The 14,213-nt window shown below is 65.6% G+C and carries 11 protein-coding genes; 2 read left to right on the forward strand and 9 right to left on the reverse strand.

The annotated features are described in order from the left end of the window. Nucleotides 1-122 precede the first annotated feature (122 nt). From L0U81_RS00505 to L0U81_RS00525, 5 genes are all read right to left on the reverse strand, one after another. Complete coding sequence (locus L0U81_RS00505; protein WP_442793374.1) at nucleotides 123-1,394, reverse strand: MFS transporter; 1,272 nt, start codon at nucleotides 1,392-1,394, stop codon at nucleotides 123-125. 39 nt (nucleotides 1,395-1,433) lie between these two features. Next, nucleotides 1,434-2,939 (reverse strand): efflux transporter outer membrane subunit, encoded by a 1,506-nt coding sequence (locus L0U81_RS00510; RefSeq protein ID WP_233804158.1) that lies wholly within the window; start codon nucleotides 2,937-2,939, stop codon nucleotides 1,434-1,436. A gap of 8 nt (nucleotides 2,940-2,947) precedes the next feature. Next, entirely contained in the window at nucleotides 2,948-4,222 is a 1,275-nt protein-coding gene (locus L0U81_RS00515; protein WP_233799657.1) for an efflux RND transporter periplasmic adaptor subunit, read from the reverse strand. Nucleotides 4,223-4,289: 67 nt separating this feature from the next. Next, nucleotides 4,290-7,472 (reverse strand): efflux RND transporter permease subunit, encoded by a 3,183-nt coding sequence (locus L0U81_RS00520; RefSeq protein WP_233799658.1) that lies wholly within the window; start codon nucleotides 7,470-7,472, stop codon nucleotides 4,290-4,292. Between the two features lie 2 nt (nucleotides 7,473-7,474). Next, nucleotides 7,475-7,633: a hypothetical protein gene (locus tag L0U81_RS00525; RefSeq protein ID WP_233799659.1), complete on the reverse strand. Its 159-nt coding sequence runs from the start codon at nucleotides 7,631-7,633 to the stop codon at nucleotides 7,475-7,477. A gap of 246 nt (nucleotides 7,634-7,879) precedes the next feature. On the opposite strand from L0U81_RS00525, the gene L0U81_RS00530 reads away from it, so the two are divergent. After that, nucleotides 7,880-8,092: a hypothetical protein gene (locus tag L0U81_RS00530; protein ID WP_233799660.1), complete on the forward strand. Its 213-nt coding sequence runs from the start codon at nucleotides 7,880-7,882 to the stop codon at nucleotides 8,090-8,092. Between the two features lie 144 nt (nucleotides 8,093-8,236). Continuing rightward, nucleotides 8,237-9,274, forward strand: coding sequence for a serine/threonine protein kinase (locus tag L0U81_RS00535; RefSeq protein WP_233799661.1), 1,038 nt, complete (start codon nucleotides 8,237-8,239; stop codon nucleotides 9,272-9,274). Between the two features lie 11 nt (nucleotides 9,275-9,285). On the opposite strand, the gene L0U81_RS00540 is transcribed toward L0U81_RS00535, so the two are convergent. The 4 genes from L0U81_RS00540 to L0U81_RS00555 form a co-directional block, all read right to left on the reverse strand. Further along, nucleotides 9,286-11,184, reverse strand: coding sequence for a DUF3857 domain-containing transglutaminase family protein (locus L0U81_RS00540; protein ID WP_233799662.1), 1,899 nt, complete (start codon nucleotides 11,182-11,184; stop codon nucleotides 9,286-9,288). Nucleotides 11,185-11,386: 202 nt separating this feature from the next. Beyond that, nucleotides 11,387-12,409 (reverse strand): XdhC family protein, encoded by a 1,023-nt coding sequence (locus tag L0U81_RS00545; protein ID WP_233799663.1) that lies wholly within the window; start codon nucleotides 12,407-12,409, stop codon nucleotides 11,387-11,389. Beyond that, entirely contained in the window at nucleotides 12,382-12,990 is a 609-nt protein-coding gene (locus tag L0U81_RS00550; protein ID WP_233799664.1) for a CoxG family protein, read from the reverse strand. Before L0U81_RS00550 ends, L0U81_RS00545 begins: the two co-directional genes overlap by 28 nt. Next, entirely contained in the window at nucleotides 12,981-14,213 is a 1,233-nt protein-coding gene (locus tag L0U81_RS00555; RefSeq protein WP_233799665.1) for a vWA domain-containing protein, read from the reverse strand. Before L0U81_RS00555 ends, L0U81_RS00550 begins: the two co-directional genes overlap by 10 nt.

Genomic DNA, 14,213 nt, shown 5'->3' on the forward strand with positions numbered 1-14,213 from the left:
GCGGCGAAAAAGATCAAACGCTCGCTTACGCGCGTCTTTCGTTTTACCGCCGATCCATGCGGGGTGGGTGATTGCGTGCGGCTCGCGGTCCTTGAACCGCGCAGCGCGACCGATCCGCCAGGCTACTCGCGTCCGCGCATCCGTGTCGCCGCGATCAATCCGATCAAGAGCAACGCGCCGATCAGCCCGACGACCCCGTTCCATCCATGACTGGCCCATACATGGCCGCCATACGAGCCGACCAGACTCGAGCCGATGTAGTACGCAAGCAGATACAGCGCCGCGGCCTGGCCCTTCGCGTCTTTCGCCAGACGACCCACCCAGCCGCTCGCGACCGAATGGCCGGCGAAGAATCCGAACGTCACGCAGGCGATGCCCGTTGCGATCGCCGCGAGCGGATGCAGCATCGTCAGCGCTAGGCCGAACACCATCAGCAGCAGGCTCGCGCTCAGCACGCGCGCGCGGCCGAACGTATCGGCCATGCGCCCGGACCACGGCGATGCGACCACGCCGGTCAGATAGACGATGAAGATCGCGCCGATCTCAGTCTGATTCAGCCGATACGGCGGCGCGAGCAGCCGGTAGCCGATGTAGTTGTACAGCGTGACGAAGCTGCCCATCAGCACGAAGCCGAGCAGGAACAGCAGCGGCAGGCCCGGTCGCGTGAACTGCCGCAGCAGCAGCGTGCGGTGATGCGCGAAGCCGAGCCCGCGGCGCGGTACGAAATGGCGCGAAGGCGGCAGCAGCGAGCGGAACGCGAGCATCGACAGCAGGCCGAGCACGCCGATCGTGCCGATCGCGACGCGCCATGAAAACAGGTCCGCGACCACGCCGGTGATCACCCGCCCGGCCATGCCGCCGATCGCCGTGCCGCCGACGTACAGGCCCATCGCGAGGCCGAGACCGTCGGGATGCACTTCCTCGGCGAGATAGGCCATCGCGACGGCCGGCACCCCACCGAGCGCGAGTCCTTCGAGCGTGCGCAGCACGAGCAGCTGATGCCAGTGCGGCGCGACCGCTACGCCCAACGTCAGCACTGCCGACACCGTCAGCGACAGCGTCATCAGCTTGTGCCGGCTCCAGCCCTCGGAAACGAAACCGGCGACGAAAATCGCGAGTGCGAGCGCCGCGGTCGATAGCGACAGCGACAGACTGCTTTGCGCCGGCGTCACGTTGAACGCTTCGGAAAACGACGGCAGCAGCGGCTGCACGCAGTAGAGCAGCGAGAACGTCGCGTAGCCGGCGAATAGCAGCGCAAGGCTTGCGCGCCAGTACGCGCGCGAGCCGCGTTCGAGATAAGGGATGTCCGACACGACGGTGGCGGGAGCAGCCGGGGCTGCGCAAGGGGAGGGAACGGCAGATGCAGTCCGCTGGGATTGCGGCGGCAGGGTCAAAACAGAACTCCTTGGGTCAAACGGAAACGCGCAAAGGAGTTAAGGATACGCTGAAAATTGGGTTGAGGCCGCCGTCGCCGTGTCCCAGCCGCCGCCGAGTGCCTTCACGAGCGCGACGCTCGCGGCCATCCGGCGGCGCGCAATCGAGACCGCGTTGCGCTCGTTGGTGAGCGTGGTCGTCTGCGCGACGACCACGTCCAGATAGGTGATCGCGCCGTTCCTGTAGCGGTCCGACACGACCGCGAGCGCGCGCCGCGCGGCCGCGACCGCGTCGTCCTGCGCGGCGGCTTCCTGCTCGAGCACGCGCAGCGCGGCGAGATTGTCCTCGACCTGGCCGAACGCGTTCAGCACGGTCTGCCGATATTGCGCGACGCTTTCGTCGTAGTGCGCGCGCGCCTGTTCCTTGACGGCCGCGCGGCCGCCGAAGTCGAGCAGCGTGCCCGCGAGTGTCGGCCCGAGCGACCACAAGCGGCTCGGTGCGAGCAGCCACTGGCTGTAGTTGGTCGCTTCGAGCCCGCCCGTCACGGCTAGCACGAGGTTCGGGAAAAACGCCGCGGTGGCCACACCGATCTGCGCGTTCATCGCGGCGACGTGCCGCTCCGCCGCCGCGATATCGGGACGCCGTTCAAGCAATCCCGACGGCACGCCGGTCGCCGCGACCACCGGCACCGCGACGAGCGGCGCGACCGGCAGCGTGAAGGTCGAGGGCGGCTGGCCGATCAGGATCGCGATCGCATGCTCGAGCTGCGCGCGCTGTACGCCGAGATCGAGCGCCTGCGCCTGGGTGGTCTTGAGCTGCGTCTGCGCCTGCGCGACATCGGCATCGGTCGCGATGCCGCCCGCGTAGCGATGTTGCGTCAGTTCGAGCGCTTCCTGGTAGGCCTTGATCGTGTCGTCGAGTAGTTGGCGTTCCTGATCGAGTCCGCGCAGCTCGAAGTAGTCGGTGGCGAGTTCCGCCTGCATCGACAGCAGCGCGGCGTCGACGTCGGCGGCGCTCGCCTGCGCGCTGGCCTTCGCACCTTCGACGCTGCGCGACACGCGGCCCCACAGATCCGGCTCCCACGACGCGTCGACCTGCACCAGATAGTCGTTCAGCGTGAGACCGGCGGTCGATTTATGCAGCACGTTCTCCGAGGTCCGCGTGCGCGTGTACTGGGCGCCCGCGCTGACCACCGGGAAGAATTCCGAGCGATATTGCGCGACGCTCGCGCGCGCCGCGCGAAAGCGCGCTTCGGCGGCCTGCACGTCCTGGTTTGCGCTCGCGACCTGCTGTTCGAGCGCATCGAGCGACGGGTCGCCGTAGATGCGCCACCACGCGCCGCGCGTGAGCATGTCGGCCGGTTGGGCGGGCTTCCAGCCGGTGCCTTCGAGTTCGCGCCAGGTCGCGGGCGTGACGGCGGCGGGCTTCACGTAGTCGGGGCCGACGGTGCAGGCAGCGAGCGCGCCGGCGACGGCCAGCGCGACTGCCGATGCACGAACGCAAACACACGCTGACGCAGGCGCAAACAGAGCCGCGGACGCCACCACGCGACGCAAAATCGGCATCTTCATGATCACGTCCTCGCGGCCGGCCGCCCGCCGCCTTCCGCCGCCGGCGCGCCAGCCGCCGCACCGGTCGCGCCTTCCGAACCTCCACCGCTTTCCGCCTGACGCGGCACGATCCGCACCGGCGCGCCATCGACGATCGAATCCTGCGGATTCAGAATCACCTGCTCGTTGCCCTGCAAACCCGACACGATCGCGACGCGCGTGCCGAAGTCCGTACCGAGCGACACCGGCAGCAGCTTCACCTTGTGCTGCGTATCGACGGTCGCAACCTTGACGCCGTCGGGGCGGAACAGCAGCGTGTTGCCCGGCAGCGTGAACGACGCCGTGCCCGCGCCGAGCGCGAAATGCACTTGCGCGTACGCGCCCGGCAACAGCTCACCACTGCGATTGTCGACGTCGACCTCGACCAGCATCGTGCGCTGCTGCGCATCGACCGCGCCCGCGGTGCGCGCGACCGTGCCCGGATAGTGCCGCGACGGCGTCTCGGTCAGCGTCAGATACGCGCTCTGCTGCGCGCGAACCTGCTGCGCATACGCCTGCGGCACGTTCACGTAGACGCGCAGCCGGTCCGCCTGCACGAGATGAAACAGTTCCTTCGCGGGGCCGCCCGAGCTGCCCGCGTCGATCAGCGCGCCGACGTCGACGTTGCGCGCGGTCACGGTGCCGTCGAACGGCGCATAGACCTTCTGGAACGACTGCGTTTTTTCGAGGCGCGCGACGTTGAAGCGCGCGGCGTCAAGCGTGGCTTTCTTCGCGAGCATGTCGCCGACTTTTTCGTCGGTCTCCTGCTTCGACACCGACCTGCTCCTGAGCATCTCGGTCCAGCGATCGGCGGTGCTCTTTGCGAGCGCGTAATTCGCTTCGGCGTTCGCGAGATCGGCGCGGGCGGCGCGCAACTGGTCGTCGACTTCGGGCGTGTCGATTTCCGCGAGCAACTGACCGCTCTTCACGCGCGCGCCGATATCGGCGTACCACTTCTTCAGATAGCCGTTGGTGCGCGCGTAGATTGGCGTGTCGAGAAAAGCCTGTACGTTGCCCGGCAAGACGAGATCGAGCCCAGCCGACGACTTCTGCGGCTGGACGACTTCGACGCTCATCTGGCTCGCGTGCTCGGCGTCGCGCTCGAGCGCCGCATGTGCATCGTGGCGCGACCAGATGCCCTGCGCTGCGAGCCCGAGCGCCGCGCCGGCGGCAACGCTCATGATCAGGCGCGCGCGCCGGGCTTTCTTCGCGTCATGCGCGGTATGGCCACCCGAGCCGTCTGGACGTTGTGCTTCCATCAAACTTCCCCTCTGTGGCATCGCGGTGTGCGGGTGCCGGCTTTCATGGTCGTCGCGTGCTTCATGTTCATGGCTTCTGCACCACATGTTCCGCGGCGTGCTGATGCCGCGCCGCCAGCCGTCGATAGATCATCGAGAACACGACCGGCACGAAGATCAGCGTGGCCACCGTGCCGAGCGCGAGTCCGCCGATCACCGCGCGCCCGAGTGGCGCATTCTGTTCGCCGCCTTCGCCGAGACCGACCGCCATCGGCACCATGCCGATCACCATCGCGAGCGCGGTCATCAGCACCGGGCGGAAACGCGTGAAGCCCGCTTCGATCGCCGCGCGCGTCGCATCGCCGTGCAGCAGCAACTGTTCGCGCGCGAAGCTGATCACGAGGATCGAGTTCGCGGTCGCGATGCCGATACACATGATCGCGCCGGTCAGCGCGGGAATCGACAGCGTGGTGTGCGTGAGAAACAGCATCCACACGATGCCCGCGAGCGCGCCCGGCAGCGCCGTGATGATGATGAACGGATCGAGCCACGACTGGAAATTGACGACGATCAGCAGATACACGAGCAGCACTGCGAACAGCAGACCGGCGACGAGGCCCGAGAACGATTCGTTCATCGTCTGCACCTGGCCGCGCAGTTCGATCGTCGAGCTCTTCGGCAACTCGGCTTTCGATGCGTCGATGATCCTGCGGATGTCGTCGGATACGCCGCCGAGATCGCGGCCGTCGGCCGTACCGTAGATGTCGATCGTGGTCTGCGCGTTGTAATGCGTGAGCACCGCGTTGGCGGCTTCGCGGCGCATCGTCGCGAGCGAGCCGAGAATGTTGCTGCGGCCGTTGGCGTTGAGCGGAATGTTCGCGAGCGATTGCAGCGAATCGATCGTGTATTGCGGCGCTTCCGTGATGACGTTGTAGCTGACGCCATTGTGCGGATTGAGCCAGAACGTCGGCGTGGTCTGCTGGCTGCCCGACAGCGTGATCAGCAGATCGCTCGCGATATCGCGCTGCGAAAAGCCGGCCTGCTGCGCGCGCGTGCGATCGACGTCGATGAAGATCCGAGGCAGATCGGCCGGCTGCTGGATGCGCGCATCGGCGAGACCCGGCACCGTGCGCAGGCGGTTCAGCAGCTTCGCGGCAAACGCACGATTGGCGGCCACTTCACGGCCGACGATCTGGATATCGATCGGCGACGGCATGCCGAAATTGAGCGTCTGACTGACGATATCGGCGGGCAGAAACGCGAACTGCACGCCGGGGAATTCGTCGCTGAGCGTACGTCGCAACGTGCGCACATAGTCGGCGCTCGGATGATGATCGGGGTTCAGCGTGATCAGGATGTCCGAGTCCGAGGTGCCGATCGTGCCCGTGTTGCTGTATGACAGATTGATGCCCGACACCGGCAGGCCGATGTTGTCGATGATCGAATGCAATTCGCCGGCTGGAATCAGCTGACGGATGCGCGTATCGACGCGATCGGTCAACACCGCGGTTTCCTCGACCCGCATGCCGGTTTTCGCGCGCATGTGTAGCGCGATCGTGCCGGCATCGACGGCGGGGAAAAAGTCACGCCCGATAAATGGCAGCAACAGCAGCGACGCGCAACAGCACGCGAGAAACAGCGTGACGAACAGACCCGGCCGCGCGACCCGCGCCTCGAGAAACACCCGATAACGCTCGCGCAAACGCAAAAAACCGCGCTCGAACGCGTAGTGCACACGCATGAACGGATTGCGCGTCGGCGAGGGCGCGTGAGGCGAATCCGCAGGCTTGTGGTGGTGGCGCAGCAGATACTTCGCGAGCGTCGGCACGAGTGTGCGCGAGAAGAAGTATGACGCAAGCATCGCGAACACCACCGCTTCGGCGAGCGGAATGAACAGGTAGTGCGCGACACCGGTCAGAAAAAACATCGGCACGAACACGATACAGATCGACAGCGTCGACACGAACGTCGGAATCGCGATCTGATGCGCGCCGTCGAGAATCGCCTGTTCGAGCGTCTTGCCCTGCTCGAGCTGATGGCTGATGTTTTCGATCGCGACGGTCGCGTCGTCGACGAGAATCCCGACCGCTAAAGCGAGCCCGCCGAGCGTCATGATGTTGATGGTTTGACCGAGCGCGGACAGCGCGATGATCGACGTAATCATCGACAACGGAATCGATACCGCGATGATCAGCGTCGCGCGCCAGTTGCCGAGGAACAGCAGAATCATCAGGCCCGTCAGGCACGCGGCGATCAGTGCTTCACGCAGCACGGCCTGCACCGATGCGCGCACGAACAGCGACTGGTCGGCGACAGGGTCGATACTCAGTGACGGTGGCACCAGATTGCGCAGCGTCGGCATCATCGTTTTGATGCGCTCGACGATATCGAGCGTGGACGCGTTGCCGCTTTTGTTGATCGTCAGCAGCGCGGCGCGCTGGCCGTTCACGCGCACGATGTTGGTCTGCGGCTGGTAGCCGTCGCGCACGTGCGCAACGTCGCGGATATAGATGGTGCCGTTCGCGGTGGTGCGGATCGGAATGTTGTTCAGGCCCGCGAGCGAATCGGGGCTGCCGTTCATTTCCACCGAGTACTCGGTCGAGCCGATTTTCGCGGTGCCCGAAGGCAGGATCAGGTTCTGCGCGGAGACGGCGTTGACCACGTCCATCGGCGACAGATTGCGCTCCTGCAGCTTGCGCGAGTCGATATCGACCATGATCTGCCGCTGCTTGCCGCCATACGGCAGCGGCGCGGATGCGCCGGGCACGGTGGCGAGCTGCGTCTTCAGGAAGTTATTGCCGAAGTCGTAGAGTTCTTGCTCGGTCAGCGACGCGGACGACAACGCGAGCCGCAGAATCGGCACCGTCGACGCGTTGTAGCGCAGGATGAACGGCGGCGTGATGCCGGGCGGCAGCGAGCGCAATTGTGATTGCGACAGCGCGGTGACCTGCGCGAGCGCTTCGTCGATATTCGCGCCCGGCTGGAAAAAGATCTTGACCACCGCGATGCCGTTCAGCGACGTCGACTCCGTGTGCTCGATATCGTTGACCGCCACCGACAGGCCGCGCTCGTAGTTCAGCGTGATGCGCCGTTCCATTTCGTCGGCGGGCAGGCCGTTGTACGACCAGATCACCGAGAGCACCGGTATATCGATGTTCGGAAAGATGTCGGTGGGGGTGCGCAGAATCGTCAACGGTCCGACGATCAGCAACAGCAGCGCCAGCACGACGAACGTATAGGGGCGCCGTAGCGCGAGACGAACGATCCACATGGCTAGCGCAAACGAATGAAATGAGCGGCCGCTGCGCCGCACGTTGCGGCAAAACAGGCGCGCATGTCGGCGCGAAGCTGCGCGGCACCTGTATCAAACGGATCGTTCCGGCGAAGCACGTTTTTGATGTCTCCCTCCGCAGGGTTTATGATGGTCTTCATTACGACGTTTAACGCCGAGATCATCGGCTTTGTGCCGCGTAATTGGAATAGGGCGAAACGACGGGTGAAAGCCTTTCTTCGCGCTTCCCAAAGCCCCGTAAAACGGGAACAATGACTCGAAGCTCTCACGCGCCACGCGCGCGGCAGATTAAGTGCGCACGCAACGTCCAATGCGAAGCGGCGTTTTCATCATCACCTCGACCGGCGTGAATCCATAAAGCCGGCAAAGTGAAGCGGGGAAATATCATGGAAGTCGGTTCCATTGTCCGATCGGTACATATCGCCGTGCCGCAAGGTGCGCGCGGAATCGTCATGCGCATTCTTGGCGACATGGCGATGGTGGCGTGGTACGCCGGCGAGCCCGGCGCCTCGCAGCAACTCAATACCGAACCCTTTTTCCTCGAAGATCTGATCGATACCGGCGACCTGATACGTCCGTCCGGCACGCAGACGCATTGAACGAAAGGCTTAGCCTTCGCGCATTGCCGTTGTGTGACACACAGGTGCGGGCTGTAGTGATGCTGTAAGGTGCGGTTGGCTTGCCGGCATCGCTGTGGGTCGTCGCCCTCGTCTTTCCCCGCGGCGCGGCGCACAATGCCGGGCATGAACGACACCATTCCCGACAATTCCCATCCCCAGGCCGGCGCCGATGGCGCCGTGCCGTTCGCGCGGCTCACGCCGGAAACCGTGCTCGATGCGCTCGACGGCGTGCTCGCGACGACCGGCGTGCGTACCGACGGCCGTCTGCTGCCGCTCAACAGCTACGAAAATCGCGTGTATCAGGTCGGCGTCGAAGACGGTCCACCGGTGGTCGCGAAGTTCTATCGTCCCGAGCGCTGGAGCGACGCGGCGATTCTCGAAGAGCACGCGTTCGTCGCTGAACTCGCCGCGCGCGAGATTCCGGCGGTGCCCGCGCGCGTGCTCGATGGCCGTACGCTGCATACGTTCGGTGGTTTCCGTTTTTCGGTTTTCGAGCGACGCGGTGGCCGCGCGCCGGATCTCGACCGGCGCGACACGCTCGAATGGCTGGGGCGCTTCATCGGACGCATTCATGCGATCGGGCAGACGCACGATTACGCGCAACGTCCCACGCTTAACATCGACACGTTCGGCTATGAGCCGCGCGACTTTCTGCTCGCGCACCGTTTCGTGCCCGACGACCTGCGCACCGCGTGGGAAACCGTGGTGAACCTCGCGCTCGAAGGCGTCGCCCGTGCGTTCGAGCGGGCCGGCGAAATTCGCACGCTGCGTGTGCACGGCGACTGTCATCCGAGCAACGTGCTGTGGACCGACGCGGGTCCGCATTTCGTCGATTTCGACGACAGCCGCATGGGTCCAGCGATTCAGGATCTGTGGCTGCTGCTGCCGGGCGACCGTGCGGAGGCGTCGCGCTCGCTCTCCGATCTGCTCGCCGGCTACGAGGATTTCTGCGAGTTCGAGCCGCGCGAACTGTATCTGATCGAAGCGCTGCGCACATTGCGGCTGATTCACTATCAGGCGTGGCTCGCGCGGCGCTGGAACGACCCGGCGTTCCCAGCCGCGTTTCCGTGGTTCAACACGCAGCGCTACTGGGAGGATCGCATCCTCGAGATGCGCGAGCAGATCGGCGCGATGCAGGAAGGGCCGTTGTGGCCGGTTTGACGCGTTGACATTCAAGGCGCTTGCGACGCCACATTCGACGTCTCCACCAGCGTCGATCTGACGATCACCTCCGCACGCACGTCCCGCCCGATCGCTTCGATCGCGGGACGCATGCGCGTGAAATCCTCGGGCGTGCAGACGTCGCTGTCGAAATGCGTGGCGCCGTCGCGCGTCATCGTGACCACGTTGCTGTGCGGATCGAACGCGTATTGCGACACGAAATCGACGAAGCGGTCCTGGGTGCGCTGCGCCTCCGGCATGTCGAGCACGCGGAAATTGGCGGGCAACTCGATGCGCGCGCGTTCGTGGATCGAGAGGTTGTGGCACACGAACGGCTGCGTGCGCTTGCGCTCGCCGAGCCAGTAACGCGTGTCGGCCGCGACGCCGCCGCCGAGGCTCGTCAGCGCCGGAATCGAGGCCGTCATGCCGGTCACCACGAGACTTTCGAGCGTGCCTTTCATCGTCATCGTGAGCGGGCCGTCGGCCGCGCTGAGGTCGCTCGTTGTCAGCGTCGCGGTGCCGCGCAGATTCGCGTTGCGAAGTTCGGCCTGAATCGATTCCTCTCGTTGCGCGGGAGTTTGCGTGCGTAGCCGCGCGCGTGCCTGCTCGGCGTACGGCCCCGCATCCTGAAGCCGATACGTGAAGCTCGCCGAGCCATCCGGTTCGATCTTGATCGCGAGGTCGGTGCTGCGCGACATCTGCGTGGTGGCGGGTGTTTGCGCGAGTACGCCGGCGCCGGTCAGCACGGTCGGCCGGTTCATGTCGGACGAAGGCAGAAAACCGAATTCGACGTTCGACGCAGTCGAATCCGCGTACATCTGCAAGTCGGGCAGCCACGTGATGGCGTGATTGATGACGCCGTAGCCGGGGACGCTAGGCAGCGTGTAGATCGTGCCGCTACTGATCAGCGCCGGTTCGTTGCGCACGCCGACCGCGTCGAGCAGCGCGCCGTAGAGCGCGACGTGGTCCTTGCAATCGCCATAGCGGTTCGCGAGGATCGCGCTCGCGCCGTGCGGCACGACGGAGCCGCGTCCGACGTAGATCGCGACGTAGCGGATATTGCGGCGAACCCAGTCGTACAGCGTTTTGGCTTTGTCGTGCGGCGTGTGATCGTGTGCGGTCAGTTGCAGCGCGAGCTCGGTGATCGCGGCGTCGTGAGGGTCCGGGTCCGCCGCGGAGGTGCGATAGGACGCGGCGAACGCCGCATAGCTCGGGAAGGTCGACACCATCAACCGATCGCCGTATGACACGTACGCGACCGAGCCGCGTTCGAGCCGGTCGAAATGCGCCTTGTCATAGCGGAATTCGTAGCGTGTGCGGCCGGCGCTCGTGACCGGCGTCACCGCGTTGAAGCCGCGCGCGTCGGCGTAAAGCGGCTTGTCGGCGGGCAGGTCGTAGATCAGGCGGAAGTTGCGCGTCGGTGCGAGGTCGGGCGGCGTGAAGTCGCTGAATTCTCCCGGCACGATCGGCTGACGCTGCGTCTTGCGGTACGTCAGATGCACGCGTGCACCGGGTTCGACCGCGGGGAACACGATGACCTTTTCCTGGATGTCCTGGAACATCGGCGCGTTGAACGAACGGGCCTCCTGCACGTTGCGGATCTGCTCCGGCTGCACGTCGTGACGCTTGCCGTCGGCGCTGACCGTGTAGGCCTCCAGAATCTGTACCTCGGCCATGTTGCGGTTGAACCAGACGTATTGCTGCGCGACCCGCTCGACGCCGGCTTCGTTGTTCACGCGCAGCGTCATCGAATCGAGCTTCGCATACGAGCCGTCCGCATTGACGGTGAAGGTCTGCGTCTCGCCCTCGTTGGTGTAGGGGTCGTCCAGTTTGGACGGCACGCTCGCGCTCGCGGCGAGAATGCCGGCCAGCCAGCCGGCGGAGACAAGAACCACGAGGGAGAGTCGCATGACGGGTGGTATCCGGACGACGACGTTGGCGGGATTGCCAGCTAGCGTCGGTTCGTGTCGCGACGATGTCAAGCGGCTGGCGCGCATTTGGAAGCGATCCAAAGATTGCCCGGCCCGGATGCACGGCGCGCGCCCAGCGTGTCGGCATTGAGCAAGCCGCTTGATTGCGTCATGCCGGCGATTCACAACTGGGCGCGGCAGGCTACACGCTGCAAGCGGCGCCCCCCGACGCCGCGATTTCCCGCGCGGCCTTCGCGCCTTCGACCTGCAAAAGCGTCGGCAGCGACACGCCATTCTTCGCCGCCGTCACTTCCGCGAGAATCGACACCGCGATCTCAGGCGGCGTCCTGCTGCCGATATAAATACCGACCGGTCCATGCAAACGGGCCAGTTCGGCTTCGTTCAGATCGAACTCCTTCAGGCGCTCGCGCCGCGCGTGATTGTTCCTGCGTGAGCCCAGCGCGCCGACATAGAACGCCGGCGTCTTCAGCGCTTCCATCAGCGCGAGATCGTCGAGCTTCGGATCGTGCGTGAGCGCGATCACCGCGCAGCGCTCGTCGAGCTTCATGTCGATCACGGTATCGTCCGGCATCGTGCGTACGATCTTCGTGCCGGGCACGTCCCATTCCTCGGTGTATTCCTCGCGCGGATCGCACACCGTCACCTGATAGTCGAGCCCCACCGCGATATGGCACAGGTAGCGCGACAGCTGCCCGGCGCCGATCACGAGCATCCGGTAGCGCGGACCGTGGATCGTCAACAGACGCTGGCCGTCGAAATGCACGCCGTCGGTCGCCTGCGCGTTTTCGAGCTGCACCGCGCCCGTCGTCATGTCGAGCTCGCGTGCGACGAGCTGCCCGCTTTCCACCGCGTGACACAGCTCGGCGATGCCGCTTTGTCGTGTCAACGGTTCGAGCACGAGCTGGATCGTGCCACCGCAAGGCAGCCCGAAGCGATGCGCTTCCTCTGCTGTAATGCCGTACTTCACCGCTTCCGGAAGGGTCTGCTCGATGCCTCGTTGCCGCACGCGATCAATCAGATCGTCTTCGATGCAGCCCCCGGACACCGAGCCCACCACGAGGCCGTCGTCGCGCACCGAGAGCATCGCGCCCTCGGGACGCGGCGACGAGCCCCACGTCTTCACGACCGTCACGAGGAGCGCGCGATGTCCGTCCTCCAGCCAGCGGGCGCTGGTTTTCAGAACTTCGAGATCCACGCTGTCCATGATTTCTTCCCTTTCTTTGCTGCGCCGCTGGACTCGCCGTCCGCGGCCTCGTTCGATTCCGTTTGCGCAGACGCGGCTTCGGCTTCCGCCTCGGCATCCACCGATGCGTCACCGTCCGCTGCCTGATCCGCGCTACTGTCGCCCGAGAGCTGGGCGGTAAAGCGCCTGAAAAATTCCCCGGCAATCTTGCGTGCCGCGCCGTCGACGAGCCGCGAGCCGATCTGCGCGAGCTTGCCGCCGACCTGTGCGTTGGCGGTGTAGGAAAGCTTCGTCGCGGCCTCGCCGTCGGCTTCGAGCGTGACTTGCGCGTTGCCCTTCGCAAAGCCGGCGGCGCCGCCCTGGCCTTCGAAGACGATCGTGTAGGTGTTCGGCGCATCGATGTCGGTCAATTGCATACGCCCCTTGAAGCGTGCCTTGACTGGACCGACCGCTGCGCTCAGCGCGACCAGGTACGCGTTTTCACCGTCGGGGTCGATGCTTTCGCAGCCGGGGATGCAGCCGCGCAGAATCTCGGTGTCGTTCAACGCGTCCCACGTTTGCTGCTGCGCGACCGGCAGCGTATGAGTTTCGGTCAATTCCATGACGTTGCTCCTGCGAGTGTCGTCGCGTCGACGGTGCGGCGAGGCGCGCGCGTCAGTTGCGCGAGATCGCGGCCGAACGCTGCGAGACTGTCTAGATTATGAACCGGACGATGCGCGTCGACATGCGGCAGGATCGCCTGCACGCCGCGTGCTTTCGGCGTGAAGCCGCTGAAACGCAGCAGCGGATTGAGCCACACGACGCGATGCGCGAAGCGCGCGAGGCGCGCCATTTCGGTGTCGAGCACATCGATCGCTTCGTGATCGAGCCCGTCGGTGACGAGCAGCACCGTCGCGCGACCTGTGAGGACGCGCCGCGCCCAGCGCCGGTTGAACTCGGCGAGCGCCGCGCCGATGCGCGTGCCGCCCGACCAGTCGACCACCTGATCGCTGAGCGTGGCGATCGCGACATCCGGGTCGCGCTCGCGCAATGCGCGCGTCGCGTTCGTGAGCCGCGTGCCGAACAGAAACACCTGCAGACGTTCGCGCGACTGCAGCAGCGCGTGGCAGAAGTAGAGCACCGCGCGCGAGTAGTTGCTCATCGAGCCGGAGATGTCGAGCAGCAGCACGAGCGGCGGCTTGCGCTCGACCGTCGCGCGATACTTCCACACGGTCCAGTCGCCGCCCGCGCGCACCGCGTGCCGCGCGCTCGCGCGCAGATCCGCATGCGTGCCGTGTGACGCGGCCTTCAGGCGCCGTGTCGGCTCGGTTGCGAGCGGCAGCCGCTGGCCCCGGATCAGATGCCGCAACGTGCGCCATTCGTCGGCGCTCAGCGTGTCGAAATCGCGATGACGTAGCCGCTCCTCCGCGCTGAACGTGAGCTGCGCGTGAAGCTCGTGCTGTGCGGTTTCCTGCGGCACATTCAGATTCGGCGACGGCGGCATGCGCACCGCAAGCGCATCGGCGAGACGGTTGTTGCGCTTGGGCGGCGGCAACCCGTCGCGCACTTTGGGCAGCAGCAGCGCGCGCAGCTTGCCTTCCCAATCAGGATCGCGCCAGAACAGATCGAATGCGGCATTGAAGAGCTCGCGTTCGTCGGGCGCGGTGACGAGCAGCGCGGCAAGCGCGGCACGGACGTCATCGCGGTGGCCGAGGTCGATCCATTGCAGCGCGGCGAGCGCGTCGACCGCCTGCGCGGGCGACATCGGCAGGCCAGCGCCGCGCAGCACGCGTACGAAATGGACGACGTTGCGCGCGAGCATGGGCGCGGTGTGCTGGTTCGTCAT

The organism is Paraburkholderia sp. HP33-1 (assembly GCF_021390595.1).
Taxonomy (GTDB): domain Bacteria; phylum Pseudomonadota; class Gammaproteobacteria; order Burkholderiales; family Burkholderiaceae; genus Paraburkholderia.